At 46.6% G+C, this 23060-nt stretch carries 20 protein-coding genes, 1 tRNA gene and 2 pseudogenes; 14 read left to right on the plus strand and 9 right to left on the minus strand.

What is annotated here, in order from left to right; translation table 11 throughout:
- Positions 1 to 18 precede the first annotated feature (18 nt).
- Positions 19 to 489 carry a GNAT family N-acetyltransferase gene (locus B853_RS25540; RefSeq protein WP_038885513.1) on the minus strand — a complete coding sequence of 157 codons (471 nt, stop codon included), beginning with the start codon at positions 487 to 489 and terminating at the stop codon, positions 19 to 21.
- Positions 490 to 621: 132 nt separating this feature from the next.
- Between B853_RS25540 and B853_RS25545 the strand changes: the two are divergent.
- Positions 622 to 1805, plus strand: a pseudogene (locus tag B853_RS25545) (MdtL family multidrug efflux MFS transporter).
- Complete coding sequence (yidZ, locus tag B853_RS25550) at positions 1780 to 2748, plus strand: HTH-type transcriptional regulator YidZ (protein ID WP_038885512.1); 969 nt, start codon at positions 1780 to 1782, stop codon at positions 2746 to 2748. Before B853_RS25545 ends, yidZ begins: the two are co-directional and overlap by 26 nt.
- Before the next feature lie 23 nt (positions 2749 to 2771).
- On the opposite strand, the gene B853_RS25555 is transcribed toward yidZ, so the two are convergent.
- Positions 2772 to 3650 (minus strand): 6-carboxytetrahydropterin synthase, encoded by an 879-nt coding sequence (locus B853_RS25555; RefSeq protein ID WP_038885511.1) that lies wholly within the window; start codon positions 3648 to 3650, stop codon positions 2772 to 2774.
- Positions 3651 to 3852: 202 nt separating this feature from the next.
- On the opposite strand from B853_RS25555, the gene B853_RS25560 reads away from it, so the two are divergent.
- The 8 genes and pseudogenes from B853_RS25560 (at position 3853) to B853_RS25595 (ending at position 12814) form a co-directional block, all read left to right on the plus strand.
- Positions 3853 to 4722: a DMT family transporter gene (locus B853_RS25560; RefSeq protein ID WP_038885510.1), complete on the plus strand. Its 870-nt coding sequence runs from the start codon at positions 3853 to 3855 to the stop codon at positions 4720 to 4722.
- A gap of 391 nt (positions 4723 to 5113) precedes the next feature.
- Positions 5114 to 7296 (plus strand): annotated as a pseudogene (locus B853_RS25565) (FUSC family protein).
- Between the two features lie 10 nt (positions 7297 to 7306).
- Complete coding sequence (locus B853_RS25570) at positions 7307 to 8992, plus strand: TolC family protein (protein WP_038885508.1); 1686 nt, start codon at positions 7307 to 7309, stop codon at positions 8990 to 8992.
- Positions 8992 to 9195 carry a DUF1656 domain-containing protein gene (locus B853_RS25575; RefSeq protein ID WP_005453214.1) on the plus strand — a complete coding sequence of 68 codons (204 nt, stop codon included), beginning with the start codon at positions 8992 to 8994 and terminating at the stop codon, positions 9193 to 9195. Before B853_RS25570 ends, B853_RS25575 begins: the two co-directional genes overlap by 1 nt.
- A gap of 12 nt (positions 9196 to 9207) precedes the next feature.
- Entirely contained in the window at positions 9208 to 10095 is an 888-nt protein-coding gene (locus B853_RS25580) for an HlyD family secretion protein (RefSeq protein WP_038885506.1), read from the plus strand.
- A 19-nt stretch (positions 10096 to 10114) separates the two neighbouring features.
- Positions 10115 to 10801 (plus strand): potassium channel family protein, encoded by a 687-nt coding sequence (locus B853_RS25585; RefSeq protein WP_010453220.1) that lies wholly within the window; start codon positions 10115 to 10117, stop codon positions 10799 to 10801.
- Positions 10794 to 11939 carry an AI-2E family transporter gene (locus B853_RS25590; RefSeq protein ID WP_038885504.1) on the plus strand — a complete coding sequence of 382 codons (1146 nt, stop codon included), beginning with the start codon at positions 10794 to 10796 and terminating at the stop codon, positions 11937 to 11939. The genes B853_RS25585 and B853_RS25590 overlap by 8 nt, the downstream gene beginning before the upstream one ends.
- 203 nt (positions 11940 to 12142) lie before the next feature.
- Positions 12143 to 12814 (plus strand): DUF2057 domain-containing protein, encoded by a 672-nt coding sequence (locus B853_RS25595; RefSeq protein WP_038885503.1) that lies wholly within the window; start codon positions 12143 to 12145, stop codon positions 12812 to 12814.
- Positions 12815 to 12863: 49 nt separating this feature from the next.
- Here the strand turns inward: B853_RS25595 and B853_RS25600 are convergent, their stop codons facing one another.
- Positions 12864 to 14072 carry a NupC/NupG family nucleoside CNT transporter gene (locus tag B853_RS25600; protein WP_010453227.1) on the minus strand — a complete coding sequence of 403 codons (1209 nt, stop codon included), beginning with the start codon at positions 14070 to 14072 and terminating at the stop codon, positions 12864 to 12866.
- Between the two features lie 411 nt (positions 14073 to 14483).
- Between B853_RS25600 and B853_RS25605 the strand changes: the two genes are divergently transcribed.
- From B853_RS25605 to B853_RS25615, 3 genes are all read left to right on the plus strand, one after another.
- On the plus strand, positions 14484 to 14669 hold the full coding sequence (locus tag B853_RS25605; protein WP_081469199.1) for a hypothetical protein: 186 nt from the start codon (positions 14484 to 14486) through the stop codon (positions 14667 to 14669).
- Positions 14634 to 14717 (plus strand) — tRNA-Leu (locus tag B853_RS25610). The genes B853_RS25605 and B853_RS25610 overlap by 36 nt, the downstream gene beginning before the upstream one ends.
- Positions 14718 to 14746: 29 nt before the next feature.
- Positions 14747 to 15358 (plus strand): DUF2913 family protein, encoded by a 612-nt coding sequence (locus tag B853_RS25615; protein WP_010453229.1) that lies wholly within the window; start codon positions 14747 to 14749, stop codon positions 15356 to 15358.
- A 93-nt stretch (positions 15359 to 15451) separates the two neighbouring features.
- Here B853_RS25615 and B853_RS25620 read toward each other — a convergent pair whose 3' ends face one another.
- Together B853_RS25620 and B853_RS25625 are read right to left on the minus strand one after the other, a co-directional pair.
- The gene (locus B853_RS25620; RefSeq protein ID WP_038885502.1) at positions 15452 to 16852 is read right to left on the minus strand and encodes a tryptophanase; all 1401 of its coding nucleotides are present in this window, start codon (positions 16850 to 16852) and stop codon (positions 15452 to 15454) included.
- A gap of 296 nt (positions 16853 to 17148) precedes the next feature.
- Complete coding sequence (locus B853_RS25625; protein ID WP_038885501.1) at positions 17149 to 18393, minus strand: NADH:ubiquinone reductase (Na(+)-transporting) subunit B; 1245 nt, start codon at positions 18391 to 18393, stop codon at positions 17149 to 17151.
- A gap of 153 nt (positions 18394 to 18546) precedes the next feature.
- On the opposite strand from B853_RS25625, the gene B853_RS25630 reads away from it, so the two are divergent.
- Positions 18547 to 18954 (plus strand): cystatin, encoded by a 408-nt coding sequence (locus B853_RS25630; RefSeq protein WP_038885500.1) that lies wholly within the window; start codon positions 18547 to 18549, stop codon positions 18952 to 18954.
- Between the two features lie 46 nt (positions 18955 to 19000).
- On the opposite strand, the gene B853_RS26770 is transcribed toward B853_RS25630, so the two are convergent.
- The 4 genes from B853_RS26770 to B853_RS25645 all read right to left on the minus strand — a co-directional run bounded on the left by B853_RS26770 (position 19001) and on the right by B853_RS25645 (position 23025).
- The gene (locus B853_RS26770) at positions 19001 to 19261 is read right to left on the minus strand and encodes a GrpB family protein (protein ID WP_282957167.1); all 261 of its coding nucleotides are present in this window, start codon (positions 19259 to 19261) and stop codon (positions 19001 to 19003) included.
- Positions 19262 to 19263: 2 nt separating this feature from the next.
- Positions 19264 to 19521, minus strand: coding sequence for a GrpB family protein (locus tag B853_RS26775; RefSeq protein WP_282957166.1), 258 nt, complete (start codon positions 19519 to 19521; stop codon positions 19264 to 19266).
- Positions 19522 to 19660: 139 nt separating this feature from the next.
- The gene (gene lhgO, locus B853_RS25640; protein WP_038885498.1) at positions 19661 to 20893 is read right to left on the minus strand and encodes an L-2-hydroxyglutarate oxidase; all 1233 of its coding nucleotides are present in this window, start codon (positions 20891 to 20893) and stop codon (positions 19661 to 19663) included.
- 8 nt (positions 20894 to 20901) lie between these two features.
- Positions 20902 to 23025, minus strand: coding sequence for a TRAP transporter permease (locus tag B853_RS25645; RefSeq protein WP_038885497.1), 2124 nt, complete (start codon positions 23023 to 23025; stop codon positions 20902 to 20904).
- Between the last annotated feature and the right edge of the window lie 35 nt (positions 23026 to 23060).

Raw genomic sequence — 23060 nt, forward strand, 5'->3', positions numbered from 1 at the left:
ATCTTTACTAAACCCTTTTTACAGCGCCTGACGCATGATGTGTTGGGAGCCAACTGGACCACCATGATAGAGCTCATGAGTATCTTCAAAACCAGCTTTGAGGTAACACTGATAAGCTGGCACATTTCGGCAGTTAACCGTTAGGTAGAGAAACTCAAACGTTGGATAGTGCAATTTAACAAAGTCCCCAAACAAGCTAATTGCTTGCTTCGCGATACCTTTACCTTGATGGCGATGATCCACCAGCAGTGAGCGAACTCCTATACTTCCTTGAGGACAAAAGTCATAATCTTCACTGTACGCAGCATCGAACAAAAAGAACCCTACCACACGATCATTTTCTAGGATCAAATGGGGCAGCTCTGTCGGTTTAAGACTTTCCAATTTCTTACCAATATCCTCAATCGTAAACTGAGCCTGCTCTTCCAAGACTTGTAGCTCAATGGTTTGCTCATGACGGCATGGCGTGTACTTTTCAATGGTAATCATGGTCATCCTTGTTGAATTTACGTTCGATTTATACAGGGTATGTCGTAAATGGAAATACCTACGGTCGCAATTCCCACTCGCAGGCAAACGTTTAGCACACTATTATCCTCACCAATTGTTAGTGAGGTTGTCATGTTTCGTTTTCTGCTTTGTAGTTTCTCTCTTGTTTTACTCTATCCTACCGCGATTGATCTTTACCTTGTAGGTTTGCCACAAATTGCAGCCGATCTAAACGCCAGTGAATCACAGTTACACATTGCCTTCTCTATCTATCTTGCAGGTATGGCAACCACCATGCTGTTTGCAGGAAAGATCGCCGATTCCATTGGTCGCAAACCTGTTGCTATGGTTGGCGCTGCGATCTTCATTGCAGCATCACTACTTTGTAGCATGGCTGAGCAATCCACTACATTTTTAATCGCACGCTTTGCGCAAGGTATTGGGGCTGGCTCTTGCTATGTAGTTGCGTTTGCTATTCTACGAGACACATTGGACGATAAACGCCGCGCCAAAGTTCTCTCCATGCTTAACGGCATTACTTGCATCATTCCTGTGATAGCACCCGTTGTCGGCCATCTCATTATGCTCAAATTCCCTTGGCCGAGCCTGTTCACCACAATGGCAGGCATGGGGATGATGGTTTGTTTGCTTTCTATTTTGGTACTCAAAGAGTCAAAACCTAGCGTCATACCACAACAAAGCACCGCTTCAGCTTCTACCCAAGAAACGTTTGCGGAGCGATTTTTCATCAGCCGACTCATCATTACTGCTATCGGTGTGACCACTATTCTTACCTACGTGAACGTCTCACCAATGCTAGTGATGGGCGAGCTAGGTTTTGATCGTGGTGGCTATTCTTCTGTCATGGCAGGCACGGCACTCGTCAGTATGATCACTTCTTTCTCTGCACCATTGGCTTTGTCTTACTTTAAGCAACGTACTCTGATGCTGACTTCGCAAACCTTGCTTGCCAGTGCTGCAATGGTGATTGGTTTTGCGCATCTAAACCAATGGGGAATCCCATTTTACTTATTCGGATTTGGGCTGATTTGTGCTGGCTTCTCGATTGGCTTTGGCGTGGCCAAGCGCTCAGCCCTTTCTCTCTGCGTGCAGGTGTAGCAAGCTCCCTACTGGGCATTGCTCAAGTGTGTTGCTCTGCTCTCTACATCTGGTTTATGGGCTTAATCGGCGTTAATGCGCTGAATATGTTGGTGTTTGTGTTAGCTATAGGTGGCGCAATCAGCTTGGCTCTAATACTATTTATTCCTAAGCCTGCTCATGAAAGCCACTATGAAGAAATCACTAGCCCGTCTTGATCTCAACCTGTTGTTCACTCTGCAATTGCTGCTGCAAGAGCAGAGTGTCTCCAAAGCGTCGAAAAAATTAAACGTCACGCCTTCAACAGTGAGTAAATCGCTCAATAAACTTCGTGACTGGTTTGATGATCCTCTGTTTGTCAAGACACCGAAAGGACTAGCACCGACTCCACTCGCGCAAAGCATGGAGCAAGATCTGGCGGAATGGCTACAAATTGGCAGCCAAATTGCGGAGAAGCGCAGCGATATAGCGCCAAAAGGCGTGCGCTTTGATCTGACCATTGAGTCGCCTTTGGTGCTGACGATTCTTGATGATCTTCTTGTTGCAATCCACCAGCGCTACCCAGATGCAAAAGTCAAAACCAGTAACTGGGATTACGATTCACTCGATGCGATTGTGCGTGGAGAGGCAGACATCGGCTTTACCGGAAGAGAAAGCCATCCTCGATCGAAGGAGTCACTAGACCTGCTTCCCTACTTCCTCGATTTCGAAGTGCTTTTCTCAGATCTACCTATGGTGTACCTGCACAAGGATCACCCTGCATTAGAGCAGGAATGGAACCTTGAGACCTTTTTGAGTTACCAACACATCAACATTGTTTGGGAAAAGAGTGAAACGTGGGCACTGGATGAAGTGTTGAGCGAACTTGGCTTACAGCGCTCCATTGGCTTAACCATGTCGAGCTTTGAACAGTCTCTGTTTATGGCCGCGCAACCACATCACAATATGCTGACTACAGCGCCACAATACTGTGAGAGTTACACCAAGAAGCTGCATCCAGATTTGGTGTGTTTGCCGATTCCATTAGAACAACCACAACAAGAGAAACTGCTGATCCCATTCACCATGATTTGGCACAAACGTAATGCTTACAGCCCAAAACTGGTCTGGTTAAGGGATACAATTAAGTCATTTTATGGCTGTTCTTGTAGCACTAATTAACATCAAGAAAGGGCAATATACTTTTAACGAAACGCCATTGCTCCTTTCCCTACCCCTTCATAAGCGATGACTTGTAACGACTGTCCTTCATCCAATGAAGAGGCAATTTCGTTAGCGATAAATACAGCCAGCAGTTCTACCGTTGTATCCGTGTTCAATACCGCGGTTTCGCTGTGCGCGATAGCTAGTTGGAAATCCCCTTGAGATGTGGTGTAACGGAAGCCAAAATGCGTATCGCTGTTGATGAGTGTGGCATGCTCGCTCAATTCCAGATGCCCAATCTCGACAAGATCTTCGATTGAAGCAAGGTAAATGTCTTGCCAACGCTGTGCAAAAGCATGTTCACGAGCAGCATCACGCTGACCATCGACCAGAATTTGAATCGGCGAGCGATGACCATGCGCAATGCGTTGACAGTTGCCGTCGTGTTTTTTTAAACCGTGGGTATAGTGATAGTAAGCGCCATCAAGTTTTTCGTGACGCAAGGTCAAATCAATCGATGCCACGTTACTTGGTAGATTGCCCTGTAATACTTTGTGGATGTGCTGAGTCACGCTCTCTATCGAAATATCTTCAGCATCAACAAAACAAAACGCTTCATCAGGACAATGTAAGTGGATGCTCTTTTCACCACGCATAAGATCGACTTGGGAATACCCTGTTTTGATACTCGCTACTTCCACCGCTGAGCTCTTCACAGGTATGAGCAAACGGTGATCAACATATTGATCGACCAGTTGTTTGATTTGTTTTTTCACTTTAGAGAAATCCAGCACCATGCTCATCTCATTGAGATCACCGTGCATTACTACGTCCAGAATCCAACTCTCGCCGACCATGCCTCGTATTTCACACAGGTACGATGCATCAATAACCGTGAGATCGTTAACAAATAGATTCAATCTGAATTCCTCATTCTATGTTGAGCCTTAAAATCAAATGTTATGTTATAACACTTACCGCGCTCACTCAATTTCGCAAGGTGATGTTCTTTCTGCTCTGTGTTGCGCTATGGTTTCAGCTATAACTAATCACTTTATCAACTAATTGGCCCTTTCGATTTAACGCTACACTGCGACTCTTAATGAGATTTGAGGATAAGGAATGCCAACATTTTTACTGACCACGATTGCCATGTTGGCGTTTGCCGCCAATTCGCTGTTGTGCCGTTTGGCATTGGCAGCAGGTTCAATTGACGCGGGCAGCTTCACTCTTATCCGTTTACTCTCTGGCGCCGTTACTCTCATCGCCATCATGCTTTTACGTGGAAACTGGCGCGGCCAAATCCCAACAACTCGATTCAGCCTGCTCGCTGGCATAGCCTTATTTGGCTATGCAGCGCTATTCTCTTTTGCTTATGTAAAACTAGCAGCTGGAACGGGAGCACTGCTACTTTTTGGTGCTGTACAGCTGACTCTACTTGCACTTTATTGGTGGCAAGGGGAGCGCTTTAAAGCCCTCGAACTGGTCGGCATCATCGTTTCTCTGGTTGGATTTGCTTGGTTAATGCTGCCATCAGCAACGCGTCCAGATGTTTGGTCAGCGATATTAATGGCGCTTTCTGGTATTTGTTGGGCAGGCTTTACGGCTTTGGGTAAGCAAGCACCAACACCAAGCAGTGGCATTACTTCGGGGTTTATTGCCGCTTCAATTCTTGGGCTTATACTCTCGCCTTTCTTACTGGAATCTGTTCACTTTACTGAACAAGGCGTGTTGTTAGCCGTCGCATCTGGTGCCATCGCTTCAGGTTGTGGCTATGTGCTTTGGTATCAGGTGATGCAAAAACTCACATTGCTGCAAGCAGCAATAAGCCAACTTTCTGTACCAGCCATTGCTGTGATTTTGGGCAATGTGTTATTGGGTGAAACCCTTACCCTACATTCGTTGATTACCAGCGCTGTTATTCTTGGCGGCATTGCATTGGTATTTTTATCTCGCTCTCAAAAATCCAAACCCAACCCCGCAAGCCAATAAAAAATAATAACTTTCCTCTCAACTTATCTCCCATCATCTATGCTTTTTGTTAGGCATTTGTTTTCACCGTACTGTGGAAACGAGCAACGCCTGACGCAATGGCGGTGAATATCGATTAAAGATTTGCTTTAGTAATTCCGACAAACCCGTCTCAATAGTGAGACTTTCTAGTTAAACGTTTTCTTGCTTATTTTTGCCTCACACCATAAGCAATGGGGGATCTAAGGTGATTTGAGCATTTTGACCCAGTTTGATTTTGACAAAGGATTTACAAACCATCTCGTTTCAATCGCTATATTCCGCCTCCTAATCTTTTTCAGAATGAAATTCTGATTATTGATTGAATAAATTCATCCACTTACAAGCATAAGCCTGAGCTAACGTTGACACTATGAACGAGAAAATCAAATTCGCCACAAAAGTAGCGCTTAGCCTGACTCTGGCTTATCTGATCCCGTTTTCGATGGGTTGGCCACAAGCTTCTACAGCGGCTACGACGGTCATGTTGATCGCTTCTACCGGCAGTCGGCGTGAATCTCTAGCCAAAGGCACACTGCGCGTACTCGGCACTTTAGTAGGCGCGGTGATCGGCTTATTGCTTGTCGGCATGTTCGCCCAAGATCGCTTGCTATACATGCTCAGCGTTTCGGTGGTTGTTTCCTTTATTTTCTATTTCCGCAACGCGTACCAAAAAGACCCTACCTTACTTGCCTTAACTGGCGTAATGGTCTTGATGATGTCTAATGGTGGCGATGCAGAAGGCGCGTTCATGTATGGCGTCGATCGCGCCTACATGACTATCTTTGGCGTGGTGCTTTACACCTTGGTGGGTACTTTCTTATGGCCGACGAAGACAGAACAAAACCTGCGTCAACTCGTTGAGCAACTGAACCAAGCTCAACAAGCACTGTTTAAAGCTATTTTGCAAAACTTCGAGGAAAAACAAGCTCACCAACAAGGATTAGTCCCTGCTTCAGGCACGCAAGAAGGCGAGGAAGACGAAGAGCCTAAGCCCACCATTGAAAACCTACTAGACAAAGTATTCGCCGCACAAAACGCACTAGAGCAACGCTTTGCAACAGTTAGTGTGGAATGCAGTGACGTATCGGCCTACATGAAAGAATGGCAACTCGCTGTTCACTTCAACAAGCAAATTACCCAAGAACTCAGCGTGGCAGCACACAGCCACTTTAGCCACCAGCAAGACCGAGTCTGCATCAATAACTTCGATCAAGCCATCGAAGAAATTCAAGCGCTATTCAAAACCTGCCAAGAAATGTGGGACAACGAGGGGCCAGCTTACCGCGCTCAGGAATTTAAGGTTGATTACAACCAACAAGCTTTGTCAGACGCTCCCCATTTAGTCAAAGGCTCTGCCCTGACACTGGGCCACTTACTCAAGCTAATGCATCAGAGCTTATCTCGCCTTGCAGAGAGCATCAGCTGTATAGATTCGGTCACCAATAATGTCTCGTTCAAACAAGATCTGCCGAAGCAGAAGAGCAAATTCCTTTGGTGGGATGCAGAAAACTTCAAAACCGCAGTAAAAACCTTCACCACCTATTGGGTAGCAGGATTGATTTGGATTTACTTTAATCCACCGGGTGGCTACTCGTTTGTTACCTTCTCCACCATCTTCATGTCACTGCTGTCGTTTGTTCCGGTTCACCCATTTATGTTGCTGATCTTGTTTACGTTTGGCTTCTTGTTTGCGGTGCCTTCGTACGTCTTCATCTTGCCGGGCTTGGAACTCGGAGGCGAATTGGGCTTGTTCATCTTCATCTACACCTTTATCGGCTTTTACCTGTTTAAAGGGCCAGTGACCATCTTCTATATGATTGGCTTGTTTGTCCTCGGTCTGGACAACAACATGACCTATCACTTTGGTATTCTGATGACGATCATGACTTTGTTCTACATGGTAGTTTTCATGATCATCTTCGCGCACTACTTCCCTTTCAGTTCTCGCCCAGAACACTTGTTCTTAACACTGAAAGAGCGCTATTTCAGGCACGTTGGCGACCTATTTACCAGCTATCATGAACAGTCTGAATCCACATTTAATAAGATGAAACGCTCACTGCACTTGGTGACGCTGAACGTTTCCTCTAAAAAGCTCAAAGTGTGGGGGGGGCGAAGATCAACCACAAGCTGTTCGACAAGACACCGCCAGAAGCGATTGGTGCATTCAGCAAGTCTTGTGACACCTTGAGCAATCACGTCAACATCTTGATTGCCGCCGAACAAAAGCTGTTAAGTAACCCACTTATTAAACAGTTACGCAGCAAGCACACCGATTCCATATTACCTCTGATGGCTGGCGCACTAGCAAGCCATCAGGCGACGGACGAACTCGATTCTGTGTTCGAACAATACAGCCAGGATTACCAATCTTTTGAAAATATACTGGAAGATTTCTTTAGTGAGTTGGATTTATCTGACTACGCTTATTCAGAGATAGCTGGTTTTTATATCTTGCTGAATTTAAAACGGAACGTGTTCGAAGCGATAAATCAATGCAAGCAAACCTACGAGGATATCGATTGGGTGAACTTACGTCAGAAGCGGTTTTAAAGGTGAGGATATGATGCTTCTAAAACTAACCAAACCAAGCCTCGCCATACTCTCTGTACTTGGATTAAGTGCGTGTACGACTTTGGGCCCGGATTACGTCCACCCAGAGCAAAGCGCCTTGCCAAGTGATTGGTCGGTAGAAAAAGCGGCACAAGACACACAACAATCCGAGCAAAAACTGCAGCAGTGGTGGCAGCAGTTCAACGATCCAACGCTGAACCAGCTGGTTGAAATGGCAAGCCAACAAAACCTCGATCTTGAGGCTGCGGGTTTGCGCATTGTTCAAGCACGTTCATTATTGGGCATCTCAACTGGATTGCAGTACCCGCAAGTGCAAACCGTCTCCGGTAACCTAGCCAGAGCTTATGTGAATGACCAAGGTGTGAATAACGCTGCGCTGTCGTTTGATGCTGGCTGGGAAATGGACATCTGGGGCAAATACGCGCGTGGCATTGAATCTGCCGAAGCGGGATACTATGCATCGATTGCGTCTTACCACGACATCATGGTGACCATTACTGCGGAAGTCGCGCGCAACTACATCAACTATCGCACTTTCCAAGAACGTATCTTGCTCTCACGCCGCAACATCGAGATCCAAGAGCGCGTTGTGAACATCACCCAAGTACAGTTCGATTCAGGCAACGTAACCGAACTCGACGTTCAGCAAGCAAAAAACCAGCTCTTCAACACCAAAGCGGCACAGCCTTCTCTTGAAATCGCAATGAAGCAGTCGCGTACAGCATTGGCATTGCTTTTAGGTGTGCTACCGGAAGAGGTGGAGAGCCTGCTGCAATCTGATGGTTTCGCCCAGCGTATGGCGGATTATGAAAACCAGTTTAAGTCATCCGGTAGAAAGCCAGCTTTGTCTGGCAGTGATGAGCGTTCTATCGTACCTAGTCCACCGCTACTAGAAAACAAAGTGGATGCAAACTTAGTCATGCGCCGACCGGATCTTCAAGTATCAGAGATGCAGGCTCGTGCACAAAGCGCCAAGATTGGTGTCGCAGAAACCGCACTTTATCCAAGTTTTTCACTGTTCGGCTCAATCGGTATCGACAGCACAGTGCCAGATGGTAGCAGCTTCAGTTTCAGTGACTCACTGACCATGGTAGTGGGCCCAACATTCAGTTGGAACATCTTTCAATACGGACGAGTGAAGAACAACATCCGCTTTGAAGATGCGCGCTTCCAAGAAACGCTCACCAACTACAACAAGAAGGTACTACAAGCCGTCAATGAAGTGACCAACGCACTGGAAGCCTACGACTTATATCTCGAGCAACAATCACTGCGTCTGCAATCGGTGAACGCTTCAATTCGCGCGTTTAATATCTCGATGATGCAGTACGAAAACGGCCAGATTTCCTTTGACCGCCTCCTCAAGTCCTTGGAAAACATGACGCGATCAGAAGACAGCTACGCAATCATCAAAGGTAACGTCGCCAACCAGGTTGTGGCGCTCTACAAAGCACTTGGCGGTGGATGGGAAACCCAAACTGGCAAGTCATTCTTATCTGAAACCACTGCCAAGCAGATGCAAGACCGAAGCGATTGGGATGGTTTGCTGGACGAAGAAGAACGCGTTCTGCCACCACTGCTTCTTGAGCAACCATCAGACAAAGCGCAAGCGGACGATACCCAGAAAAATAGTGCTGAGCAAAACAGTGCCGAGCCCGATGAGGAGGTGCAGTAATGCCACACGAACTCTCTTGGGGTGACGTTTACTTCTCACCGCTGCTCTTGGTGCTGATTTTAGCGGTCACCGCTACATGGATAACGGTGATCATTTTGAACAAGACACGTTTGTCTCGTTTCATTGCGTTTCCGTCTCTGACATTCATTGCCATCATGGTTTTCTACGTGGTGGCCATCGACAGTTTTTATATACAGTTTTAGGTGCCCAACAAGATGAAAAAACTACTCGTTATTGCACTCAATCTTGTCATTCTTGGTGGCGCGGCATGGTTCGGCTATCAGAAATTCGAAGAGTATTTTAATAACCCATGGACCCGCGATGGTCAGGTACGTGCGAACGTTATCAAGGTCGCACCTCGTGTATCAGGGCCAATCGTTAATGTCACCGTCATAGATAACCAAGAAGTAAAACAAGGCGATCTGTTGTTTGAGATCGACCCAACCACTTATGAAGTTGCCCTATCACAAGCGGAAGTAGCGTTAGAAAAAGCCATCGTTAGCTCTCGCGGTAAAAAGATCGAATACGATCGTTTGAAAGACATTCGAGCTAAAGACCGCGGCGCCGTTTCTCACAAAGATCTCATTCGTCGTGAAATCACCTACGAAGAGTCCCTACTGCAAATCAAATCTGCAGAAGAGCAACTTAAGTCAGCACGACTAAATCTTAGCTACACAAAAGTTTACGCATCGGTCGATGGGTTTGTTTCTAACCTTGATATCCGCAACGGTACTCAAGCGGTAGCAAACCAACCATTAGTAGCACTTATCGATAAAAACAGCTTCTGGGTATTTGGTTTCTTCCGTGAAAACCAATTAGCTCAAATTGCTCCTGGTAACGATGCTCGGGTGACTTTGATGTCTCACCCAGACACACCAATCGACGCTACGGTGGACTCGATTGGCTGGGGTATCGCCCCTAAAGACGGCACAGTGGGCTACAACCTTCTTCCTAATGTAAACCCTGTATTCCAGTGGATTCGCTTAGCGCAACGTATTCCCGTTCGCGTGTCATTGCATGAATTACCAGAAGGCGTCGACCTGCGATTTGGGCTTTCTGCTTCCATCATGGTGATGAAGGACTCATCACAAGAGCAAAAATAGGAGTGAAAGAGACAGACCCATGGCTATTGGAAAAAAACTCAAAAACATCAATGAAGAAAATAACTTCTTCTATCTGACCTTAGCGCTTATCGGACTATTAATCGGTGGTGCGTTTGTTCAGGTCGTTGGAGAAGGTGCAATGGAGCATCTGTTGCAAGGTTTCACCATCATCACCTTCATCGTCTGTATGGCGAGCTTGCGCTTTGACAAAAACTGGTCGCGCTTTCTCTACACCTTGCTTGGTACTTGGGTCTTGGTGATCGTCATCAAGACCGCGCTAGGTATTAAAGAGATGGATGTCGTGATGCTAGCCCTCACCTTCGCCTTCTTCTTCGGGACATTCAAATCCATCGCAAGACAGATTCTGTTCACTGGGCACGTGAACACTAACAAAGTGATTGGCTCTGTTGCTCTATTTTTGCTGCTGGGTCTGATGTGGGCAATTGCTTACCTCATTCTTCTTGAGTTCTCCCCAAACTCATTCACCGGGATGGAAGCCATCTCTTGGGGTCAGAACTTCTCAAATGCAGCGTATTTCAGTTTCGTCACCTTAACCACGTTAGGTTATGGCGACATCAGCCCTCTAACACCATTGGCACAAGTCGTTGTGTATTTAGAGGCCATTGTAGGCGTGTTTTATATGGCGATTGTTGTTTCAAGTCTCGTCAGTTCCAACATTGAACATCAGGTAAACAAAAATGGATAAACAATCGGAAAAAAATGAGAGTAAGATTTTCATCAGTAACATGGTGGAATCTGCTATACGAATCGGCTTGATTTTAATCTTGCTGATGTTTACGTACGACATCATCAAACCTTTCATTCTTCCTGTGATTTGGGGTGCCATCATCGCGGTAGCATTGATGCCAATCTGTAAGAAGCTGGAAAGGGTGTACGGTGGCAAACGTGGTCTGGCTGCAACGACGATTGCATTGCTGGGTATCGCCCTTCTGGTGGCACCTCTAGTCATGGTTTCGGGCTCAATTGTTGATGGTGCAACCCACGCACTAGAAGTTCTGCAAAACGGCGACATCAAAATCCCTGGTCCAAAACCTTCTGTCGCCGAATGGCCACTTGTCGGTGATAAGCTTTACGAAGTATGGACGCTGTTTGCGACCAACTTAGAAAAAGCGATTCAAACCTTCATGCCGCAAATCAAGTCGGGTCTAACGTCTCTACTTGGCATGGTCGGTGGAGCTCTAGGTAGCCTGCTTCTTTCTATCATTTCACTGGCGATTGCTGCCGGCTTTATGACTTATTCAGAGTCAATTGCCTCTGGCTTGCGAACCGTCGCTGTACGTACGGCAGGTGATAACGCGAAAAGTTGGACAACGCTTATTGCCGCAACCATTAAAAGTGTTCTACTGGGCGTGGTTGGTGTTGCTGCGATTCAGGCTCTATTGATTGGTGCGGGCTTCTTTATCTTTGGCGTTCCGGCAGCAGGCCTACTCACTCTGATTCTGATGATTCTTTGTATCGCTCAGCTTCCTGCTCTGCTCGCGGTTCTACCTATCGTGGGTTACATGTACATGACTAACGACACAAGCACAGCAACCATGTTTACCGTATGGGTAGTGGTTGCAGCACTGTCTGAGAACTTGTTCAAACCAATGCTGATGGGCCGTGGTGTTGATGTACCAATGCCAGTGATTCTGCTGGGTGCAATCGGTGGTATGTTGTTCTATGGCATCGTAGGCCTGTTCTTGGGTGCGGTTATCTTAGCGATTTGGTACGAGCTATTCGTTTGGTGGTTGAGCATCGAGAAGGCACAGCAGCAAAAAGAAGACTTACTAGAAGAGAAGGAAGAGACACAAGCCGAATCAGGCCACGGCGCTGGTATCTAATCTTCATCAGTCACCTCACCACTTGAAACAAACCGCTGCCTTTGCAGCGGTTTGCGCAACTAAGCTCACAGTTTCATTGTTTGATATCCGATTAAAATGACGATCTTGTTAAATTTTCATACTTCTTACATTCGACGGTTGCAATCAAGCATTTAACGATGCACTCTCGATGACCACAAATGACAGAGCTTAGGATAAAAACAATGAAATTGATCAAGCCTTTAACTTGCGCGCTTGCTCTTGCAATGAGCGGAATGGCATTCGCTGATGTGACAATCCATGTTCCTGACGACGTTTCAGTTTTGGCCGCTAACGGTGAAAAGGTTAAGCTTTCTGGTGGCTTCTTTGCTTCAGAGAAGAGCTTTACGCTTCCTGATGGTGTAAATCAGGTAGTATTTCGATTCTCGCCTTTCTTTAGTAAAGGCAATGATCGCGTCAGCGTTGATAGCGATGTGATCGTAACTCGTTTCGACGCAGCCGATGCGGAGCTAAGCCTACAGGTTCCTGAATACCGAGATCTTCGCCAAGCTGAAGCAAACATCAAAGACCTCGATTGGAAACTGGTTGATGCTTCTGGCAATGCAATTGCAGTAGAGCAAGACAAGCTTATCAAACCAGGTATGCAGATCGGCCGCGATTACGTTCGTGAAGTTGAAGATTACAACCGAGCTGGCGGGGTTGCTGCGATTGGCGTTGCAACCGCAGCGGTAGTTCAACCTGTAACACTTCCTGCAAAAATCCCAGCAGACATGAAGCAAACAAAGCCTGCGACAATGAAAGCAGATTCAACCGCTGAAGAAATGCTGCATTTCTGGTACCAAAAAGCGGACGCAGAAACTAAAGCTCGCTTTAAAGAATACGTAAACAAGCAATAGCTAATAAAAAAGCCCGCATCATAGCGGGCTTTTACATAGTGACAATCAATTATAGCGAAATAAAGATACCCGCCAAACATGCACTCATTAAGTTCGCTAACGTACCAGCTGCTACCGCTTTCAGCCCCATGTTCGCTACGTCTTTACGACGCTCTGGAGCCATCACACCGATAGAACCAAGCTGGATCGCAATAGAGCCGATGTTCGCAAAGCCACACAGTGCAAAAGTGATGATCACTTGAGTGTGCTCACTCAGCGTTGCTTTGTGCTGTACAAAGTCAATAAACGCAACAAACTCGTTCATTACAACCTTCTGACCAATGTAAGAACCAGCCGCTAGAACTTCGTGACTAGGCACACCAATTAGCCAAGCTAGAGGCGCAAATAGGTAACCAAAAATGGCTTGTAGCGTAATACCCGCAAAGCCGAACACCTCACCTAAGTTTTCTAACCCAGTGTTCACCATCGCAATCACACTCACAAATGCGATCAGCATAGTACCTACCGCAACCGCGACTTTCATGCCGCCCATCGCACCACTTGCCAGCGCATCGATCACGTTGCTTTCTTCAGACTTGTCTAGCTCAATGTTGTTGTAATCACTTGGTGTTTGACGTTCCGGTACGATGATTTTTGCCATCAACAAACTACCAGGAGCCGCCATGAAGCTCGCCGCGATTAGGTATTTCAACTCAACACCCAAACCTGCGTAACCGCCTAGTACACTACCTGCGACAGACGCCATGCCACCCGCCATAACCGCGAACAACTCTGAACGAGTCATGTTTTGAAGGAATGGACGAATGAGAAGTGGCGACTCGCCTTGAGATAGGAAGATGTTACCGGTTGCAACAAGAGATTCTGCTTTGCTGGTACCCAAGAACTTTTGGATAGCACCACCGATAAATTGAATCACTTTTTGCATGATGCCCAAATAGTAAAGGGCAGAGATAAGAGCGCTGAAGAAGATGATGATAGGAAGGACGCGAATAGCGAAAATGAAACCAGTAGAAGCGAGGTCACCGAAGAGGAACTTGATGCCTTCATCGGCAAAACTTAATAACCCAGCAACACCACTACTCAAACTCGCTAATGCCGCTTGTCCCAAAGGGAAATAAAGCACCAGAGCAGCAAACCCCAACTGGAGTAACAATGCGCGAGAAACAGTTTTCCAATTGATTGAAGAACGGCTCTCTGACAGCAGGAACGCACAACCTAATAGAGCAACAATACCAAATAGACTAAATAGAACACTCATGAATCGGACCTACTGAACGTTGAAAAGGAAAGGAGCGCCAAAAGCATTGGCAGAAGAAAGGGACAACGCATCGAGTGACAACACACTCGTAGATCCAAATTGGAGACAGAACGGATAGTTCGACATCTTTTTTTACCTTATACAAGCAAATGAACGTAGCTGGTCCAATCCTTGGGGTCATTCACTGCCGATGAGTTACTAACTCATCCTGCTCCTTGTGACGGCTTGTATGGGTAAGGGTCCTGAACAACTGAACCCTAATTCCCGCTTAAACGGGACGCAAGTATAGCCAACAAAAAGAGAGTTTCATCACATTTATTTACGCAAACGTTCAAGCGTTCACTTTTTATGCAAACTTGTCATTTTATGGTCATACTTGTAGTAAAAGTAAGGGTATTGGGAGATTTCTGAATGCCGAAATTATTAAAAATGGACAATAAATGCTCACTTGAACGCCAAAGACTAAAAATGAGCAATTTTACTCTCGCCAACCTATGGATTTTGGATATACAATTTGGAACGCTTCATTTTGAAGCCTCTGTGTATTCAGAGCATCATGATGCCGAGATGGTGAAATTGGTAGACACGCTAGCATGAGGTGCTAGTGCCTTAGGTGTGAGGGTTCGAGTCCCTCTCTCGGCACCATTCCTTTCTTTCAAAGAATTTAGAGTGTAATGCAAAGTTCTAAGCAGGCAAAACAATCCGCGGACGCTAATCAATTACTTAGCGAACTAGCGGTGCACGCCTTATTACACCTGCACTTCAAAATCCACGCATCATCGCGAAGCCTTCCTCTCAAAGAACGTAACGATCTACTGCAAAAGTGGCTTAAGCCTAAGCTCAAAAGCAATCGCTACAAACTGATTAAAAAGCCATTAAAGTCTCTGACTCAACAGGCAAAAGGGGAAAATGGCAATTTAGAAGCTTTACTTGAACGTTGTGTAGGTGCCGATAAACCTGGCAACCCACAGCCTCACCTCGACAGCTACCTGCTGCTGATCAACGAAGTCGAGAAGAAATTAGGTACCACGGTACTGCTTTCTCGTCCTGAAGATGTTGACTTATCCCACGATCAACACGGTTGTTTGCTGTGCGTACTGTCGGATAACTTAAACCAACACTTCGACGATAATAACGCCCTAATCGCACCTATTTCGATGCTTTTCCGTGGACCTATGAGTCAACGCTCTCTGTTCCTTGGTAGTATTTATGCCAGCAACACCTTCAATTACGAAGTGCTGTACCAAGACGAGCAGTTTGTGCGAATCACGCTAGATTTAGCGTAATACGAAACTCAGATGAATCAAAAAAGCCGCGAAGTTCGCGGCTTTTTGCTTAATTAACGCTATCAATGTCTGGAGTATCGACCCTCAGAGCTATCAATCCAGTTCGCGGAAACGAGCCGTGAAGTGGCGAAGTACTGGTGGTTCGTATTCAAACGTCAATCCTTTCAGTTCATGAGCACGATTCTTCAACTCGATGATCGCATCAGCGATGTAATCCATGTGATCGTTGGTGTAAACACGACGTGGAATGGTCAAACGCATCAACTCAAGTTCCGACGCTTTTTGTTCACCTGTTTCCGGATCTCGACCAAGCAGCAGTGAACCAATCTCTACTGCACGAATGCCTGCCTCTAAGTACAAGGCATTACATAGCACCTGCGCCGGAAATTGATCCGCTGGGATATGAGGTAAGATCTTCGCCGCATCAACGAAGACAGCATGACCACCTGTTGGGTATTGAATTGGAATGCCACCCTCGCGTAGACGCTCACCCAAGTATTGCACTTGGCTAATGCGGTAGTGAAGGTAATCCTCATCCGCACCTTCATACAATCCGCGAGCCAAGGCTTCCATATCACGACCTGCCATACCACCGTAAGTGACAAAGCCTTCCATCGGTACACATCGTGTTTGAACCGCTTGGAAAAGCTCTTGATGATCGCGAATACAACACATACCACCAATATTCACCATCGGATCTTTCTTCGCAGACATGGTGAGCATGTCACCATATTGGTACATCTCACGAATGATTTCGAGGATCGACTTGTTCTCGTAACCCGCTTCACGCTGCTTGATAAAGTAAGCGTTCTCACAGTAACGAGCCGAATCAATCACCACAGGAATGTCGTACTTGGTTGCGATCTCGTACACGCTGCGCATGTTTTCCATCGACACTGGCTGACCGCCTGAACTATTACACGTGACCGTTGTGATGATTGCACAGATGTTTTGAGAACCATGTTCTTCAATCGTTGCTACCAGCTTATTAAGGTCAAAGTTACCCTTCCAGTCATATGGCGTTGTGGTATCGAACGCTTCTTCCGTTACCACGTTAATCGCTTTACCGCCATTGAGTTCAATGTGGCCCGCTGTGGTATCGAAGTGGTAATTCGAGATAAACACGGGCGTTTCACCACCACGCACCTGACGCATGCGCTCAATCAAAGCAGGGAATAAGATTTGCTCCGCCCCACGGCCTTGGTGCGCAGGTACTGTCAGCTTGTAACCAAAGAAATGCTCTACGGCATCACACAAGTTGTAGTAGTTGCGACTGCCAGCATAGGACTCATCACCCATCATGATGCCTGCCCACTGATTGTCACTCATAGCACCAGTGCCAGAGTCGGTCAGCAGATCGATATAAACATCATCACTACGAAGAAGAAATGGGTTAAAGCCCGCTTGCTTGAGGGCAACTTCTCGGTCAGCCAAGGTCGTCATTTTGATTGGCTCAACCATTTTGATACGGAACGGTTCTGGGATACGTTTCATTGTTAATTTCCTTATACGCACGACCCTACGCACTTAAGCGTAAGATTAAAAACAAACTGATAAATTGCTTTTCAATGCGGAAGCATTGAGGAAATTAACGTGCAGAGATTTTGCTAAGAAGAGACAAGCAGTAGTCTAGGTTGTACCAGAACGACAGCACCAAACGGCTATCGAGAATATCCTTAATTCTCATCGTCTTCGTCCTCCTGATAAAAAGAAAAGCCAGAAACCTCATGTCTCTGACCTTTTCAATATAGTGCAGTTTTCAATCAAATTTCAGTGAAGCTTACCTCATTTTACGAAGGTCTTGCCCTTTTCATTCTGCGTTTGATGTTGTTCTCTTTGACCATGTAGTCGAACAGCGGTGCGAATAAGTTGGCAAACAGAATCGCTAACATGATGCCTTCCGGATAGGCTGGGTTAAGCACTCGGATAAATATCGTAATCACGCCAATCAAAATACCGTAAGCCCATTTACCGCCATTTGTGAAGGCAGCCGATACTGGGTCTGTCGCCATAAAGAAGGTACCAAACGCAACACCACCAATCACAAAGTGCCAATAGAACGGCATAGAGAACATTGGATTGGTATTCGAGCCAATCGCATTAAGCAGTAGCGACGTCACAGCTAAGCCAACAAAGACCCCCGCAACGATTCGCCACGAAGCGATCTTCATAAAGATCAGCACCAGACCTGTTAGCGCGATCAGCAAGGTGGATACTTCCCCCATCGAACCGGGCAGATTGCCAACAAACGCGTCCATCCATGAGATAGGCTGCCCCGTCATGTTGTTCGTCAAGGCACTCTGACCACCTTCATACCATTGGCTCAGCGGTGTCGCGCCGGAGTAACCATCTGCCGCAACCCAAACCGCGCCGCCAGACATGTTAGCGGGATAAGCGAAGTACAAGAACGCGCGCCCAGCCAATGCGGGATTCAGGAAGTTACGCCCCGTACCGCCGAAGATTTCTTTCGCCACCACGATACCAAGTGTGATACCTAACGCGGCTTGCCACAACGGAATGGTTGGCGGGAGAATTAACGCAAACAGAATGGAGCTAACAAAGAAGCCTTCATTCACCTCGTGCTTGCGGACAATAGCAAACAACACTTCCCAGAAGCCACCAACCACAAACACAGTCGCGTAGACAGGCAGAAAGTAGGTTGCACCGACTAGCATTTTGCTCACCCAACCCGCTTGGCTCACCGCTTCTACTGAGCCCCAAACCCAACTCAGCCCCCAAAAGGCATCGATCGTTTGTTGCGCGGCAGCTTGGTCAAGACCATAAAGCAGAGCATCGCTGGATTGCTGACCGATGTTATACATGCCCCAAAACATCGCGGGGAATACAGCTAACCACACCATGATCATGATGCGCTTCAAATCGATGCTGTCTCGAACATGGGTGACACCGTGGTTCACTTTACCCGGCGTATAAAAAAGGGTTTCAACAGCTTCAAAGAGTGGGTAGAACTTGTGGTACTGGCCTCCTGGTTCAAACTTTGGTGAGACCTTTTCAAAATAATGCTTCAGACTCATAACGACTCCTCCTCTAAACAGTGTTACGAGTGCCACTCAAAAGCGATCGTTTTTTACCCTTTCACTCTTCTGTTCCGTATCTATATCCTGTGATTATGTAAACCGTGAAAGTCGTGCTTATACTCAATCAATAACAAAACAAAGGAGTGAATTATGAAGTTAAGGATGATGTGGACAACCATTGTGGCTATTACCGCGCTTCCATTCGCTAACAGTGCACTGGCAGTAGACAAACAAATGTCACCAGCTTTGAAGAAGAAAATGCAAGCGATATGCGATGCGCAAGGTGACGTCCCGGGAGGTTGGCAAGTGGCGAAAGTCACCCCAGATGCTGAGCGCTCTCTCAGTATGATTCTGCATCAAATGAATGCAACGGATAAGCTAAAACAAATCAATGATGTGAGAACCCAAGTTGTCGGCGGTATACACTATGCGATGGAGTTTGAACTCAAAGACGGGCAAGTGTGGAATGCGATTGTTTTGCACAGTGCCCGAGGCGATTACATGATTGAAAGACACGCCAAGAAAGGCGAACTTTGCCCTAAAGGTGGAGAGTCCTAACGGCTCTTCCAAATACAGCAAAGGCGACAGTTTAGTCGCCTTTGGTTTATATCGAGATAATTTTCTTTACAAACTCGGCTTTAGCATCCGTATATTTTTCGATGGTAATTTCAGCTTGCTTCACCAAAGAAAACTTCAGAGCTAAGTACTCACTTCTAAGCTCAGCATTTCCATTTAGTCTATCTCGAAATTGAATCCAGTCTCGCCACAACTGTCCTTGATACTGAGTGAGGTGCAGATAGTGTGTTTTGACTTGATAAGAATCATCGGTGAACTTTGCAAAGACAATCTCATCTTGCTTTTCCACTTTCAAGCGCAGAATCCAACACTTTTCAGTGCATCAATCAGCTTTGGAGAAACATGAGGAAAGTGCTCAATACCTAGCACAATATCGATAATGGGTTTGGCAGGCATATCCAAAATAGCAGTACTGCCAATATGCTCGATTTGAGTTGGCGGAATCTCCGTCACTAACGCCAGTTCAGATCGGCTGCGTGCAAACTCCTGTCGCCATGCTGGGTCATGTTTAACGACGTCTACTTTGTGATTGGCTAAACCTAGTTTCATCCATCCCTCTCCTGATAAACCCAAGTATCATAAGAAGGAAGTAATCCAACCACCAAAGTAAAAGCCAAACTTCCGGCACATCCGACACTAATCACCCAACAAATAGAGTCTGGAGTACTTTTAGTTTGGCTTTTTACTGTTAAACCGTCTCGGTTTTTGCCTCTATCTTCTCATTCACCTTATCGCAAATGTACTCCCCAATAGGCATTGCAGATGTCGCTGCGGGAGACGGTGCGTTGCAAACGTGCAGGCTTCTTGCGCTTTCAGCAAACAAGAAGTCATGAACCAAGGTACCATCAGACAACACCGCTTGCGCACGAATACCCGCAGGATATGGTTTGAGATCTTCCACCTTGATGCTTGGGCAGTATTTGTTGACCAATTTGAGATAGCCCGGCTTCCACCATGAGTTTTTAAACTCATCCAATCCGGTTTTTAGATGCTTTTGTGTCACCTTCCAGAAACCGGAGAAACTGAGCATTTGCATGGTATCTTGCAAGCTGAAATTAACCTTGTCGTACCCTTCTCGTTTCCAGCCTTGCACCGCATTTGGACCAACGGTCACACTACCATCAATCATGCGAGTCAGGTGGACACCTAAGAATGGCAAATCAGGGTCGGGAATTGGATAAATAAGATGATTCACCACTTGGTCGTGTTTGCTATCTAAGCGGTAGTATTCACCACGATAAGGGATGATCTGAAAGTCAGTTGGAATACCCATCATCTTAGTCATACGATCCGCCATCAAGCCGCTGCAAGTGACCAAGAACTTGGTATTAAGCTGCATCGTTTGACCGTCTGAAATACAGGTCAGTTGAACTTCTTCATCCTTCTCTTCGGCAGCCACCACTTTGGTTCTCAAGCTAATTTGCCCGCCAAGCTTTTTGAACTCTTCCGCCATCTGCTCAGTGACCAAACGATAATCGACAATACTGGTGGTTTTGACATAAATCGCGCCCAAGCCTGTGATGTTTGGCTCAGCCAGCTTGAGTTGAACTTTATCGAGTAGCTTTACGTCGACGCCGTTGACATGACAGCGCTCATAAAGCGCATTCATGCGTTCGACTTCTTGCTCATTGGTCGCAACAAGTAACTTGCCACAGTTCTCCACCGGAATATCGTGCTCGGCACAGAACGAAATGGTTCGCTCTACCCCGCGCTTGCAAAAATCCGCCTTTAAACTGCCCGGCGCGTAGTACACCCCAGCATGAATCACGCCGCTATTGTGCCCGGTTTGGTGCTTAGCAAAACCGGACTCTTTCTCAACCAATAAAATGGATTTGTCTGGGTGACGTTGCTGCAGTTGCCATGCTGTCGACACGCCAACGATACCGCCACCGACAATGATGTAGTCATAGACTGATTTCATACGACCTCTTATAAAACCGATAGTTGAGATTGTTGCAATTTGAACTTGCGACCACTGTAAATAAAAATCGCGACAAATACTGCGCAGCTTGCTACACGAACCAACATTGGGATGTCGTGCCAAACCAGCAATGTACCCACCACAATCAACACAAGACGCAGCAGAATGTTTAGAGGACCTTCCAAGTAACCTTCAATCGCACCGATCAATGCATAGGTACCGATGATGGCAAAGAAGCCTACGGTAATTACCGACGTCACATCCCAACTTACCAAGCCTGTGTAGGCAATAAGTAGCGGCACAAGATACAAACCTTTGGCGATTTTCCACGCCATTAAACCGGTGCGCATTGGCGGTGTTTTTGCAATGGTTGCCGCAGCAAAAGCGGTCAAACACACTGGAGGGGTTACGTTGCTGTCTTGCGATAACCAGAAGATAATGAGGTGAGCAGCCAGCAGTGCTAAGCCTACCGCTTCCATACCCAGACTTTGCTCTAGTAGGGTTTCCATAAAGTCAGCGGGCACTAACGCCACCATTTCTTTCGCGGTTTCCAACGCCATTGGGGCATTGAGCAGTTCTAGCTTTTCTGGCGCCGCCAACATAAAGATGGCTTTTGCTTGTTCAGGCAATTGACCTGACACCATCAATTCAAGCAATTGATTTTCCGCAATCAACTTGTAAAGCGCAGGGGCAGACAGTGTACCCAATACAATATACGCCGCTGTCACGGGTAAACCCATACCTAAAACAAGAGAAGCGAGCGCAATCAGGACGATCATGATGAACAAGTCGCCATTCGCCCAACCGTCGATCATCAGTGAAAACGTGTTGCCGATGCCTGTTGTGCTGATCACGTTGATCACCAAACCAATACCCACCAGCAATACGGCAGTTGTCGCCATGTTTTTCGCGCCTTGCGAAAGTGCTTCGATGATCGCTTTTGGTCCCATCTTATGCTCTTTCGAAAACCAAGAAGCCACCACCACTGAAATGATCGACAAGCCCGCAGCGTAAGTCGGTGTAAAGCCTTGAACCAATAAAGTGACCAATACCGCCAATGGGATAAGATTGTGCCAACCGCTGATCAGCACTTTAAGTAATGATTCATCGCTGGTAGTGATCTTCTGAACGCCGCTGCGTTTGGCTTCGATACGCACAAAGAACGCCACAGACAAGAAATAGATAAGAGCAGGAATGAAAGAAACGGCAATAATATCAACATACGGAATTTGCGTGTAAGACGCCATGATAAAAGCACCCGCTCCCATCACTGGTGGCATCAACTGACCACCTGTCGACGCCGCAGCCTCAACGCCCGCTGCAAAGCGCGAAGGGAAACCTGCTTTTTGCATCAAAGGAATACTGATAACACCGGTGGAAACCGTATTTGCCACACTAGAGCCCGATACTGAGCCCATCAAACCGGAGCCAATCACTGCGATAAAACCCGGACCGCCGATGATTTTGCCTGCCGCAGCACGTGCCACATTGATGATGTAATCACCAACACCAGAGCGAACGAGAAATGCACCAAACAGAATGAACATGAATACGAAAGTCCAACTGATGCGCGAAATAGAGCCAAACATACCCTCAGAAGAATAGAAGCTGCGGTAGAGTAAGGTTTCCATGCTCAAACCCGGGAAGTGGAAAATACCTGTTGCCCACTTCCCCCAAAGTACAACGTAGCTTAAACACACCACAATCAGCACTGGAATAAACCAACCCATGGTGCGTCGAATCAGCTCAATAACAATCAGAATAGCCATGATGGCGAAGACCCAATCGCTGGTCACAAACTTCACGCCACGCTCATACAGCGCATCTTCGGCATAGGGAATGTAGAGCAAACACGCGACCGCGCCCATGGCAATTAACACATCAATGCCGAGTGCAATCTTACTCTGCTTGAGGGAGATATGAGCCGGATACCAAAGCGCACAAATCACCGCAAAGCCAGCAAAGTGGGTCGCGGAAATCCATAACTCTGGTAACGTCGATAAGGTATTAAACCAAATGTGCAAAGCAGACAACACCACGCCAAACACTGTGATTGTTGTGGTTACCCACGGAAAATCAGTGCGCGTGGGCAGCTCAAACTTCTGTAATTCCTTTTCTATTGAGTCGCTCATCTCATACTCCAAGCTCTGGCGGCTTTTTCCATCTT

This window comes from Vibrio rotiferianus CAIM 577 = LMG 21460 (assembly GCF_002741985.1).
In the GTDB taxonomy this organism is placed as follows: Bacteria; Pseudomonadota; Gammaproteobacteria; order Enterobacterales; family Vibrionaceae; genus Vibrio; species Vibrio rotiferianus.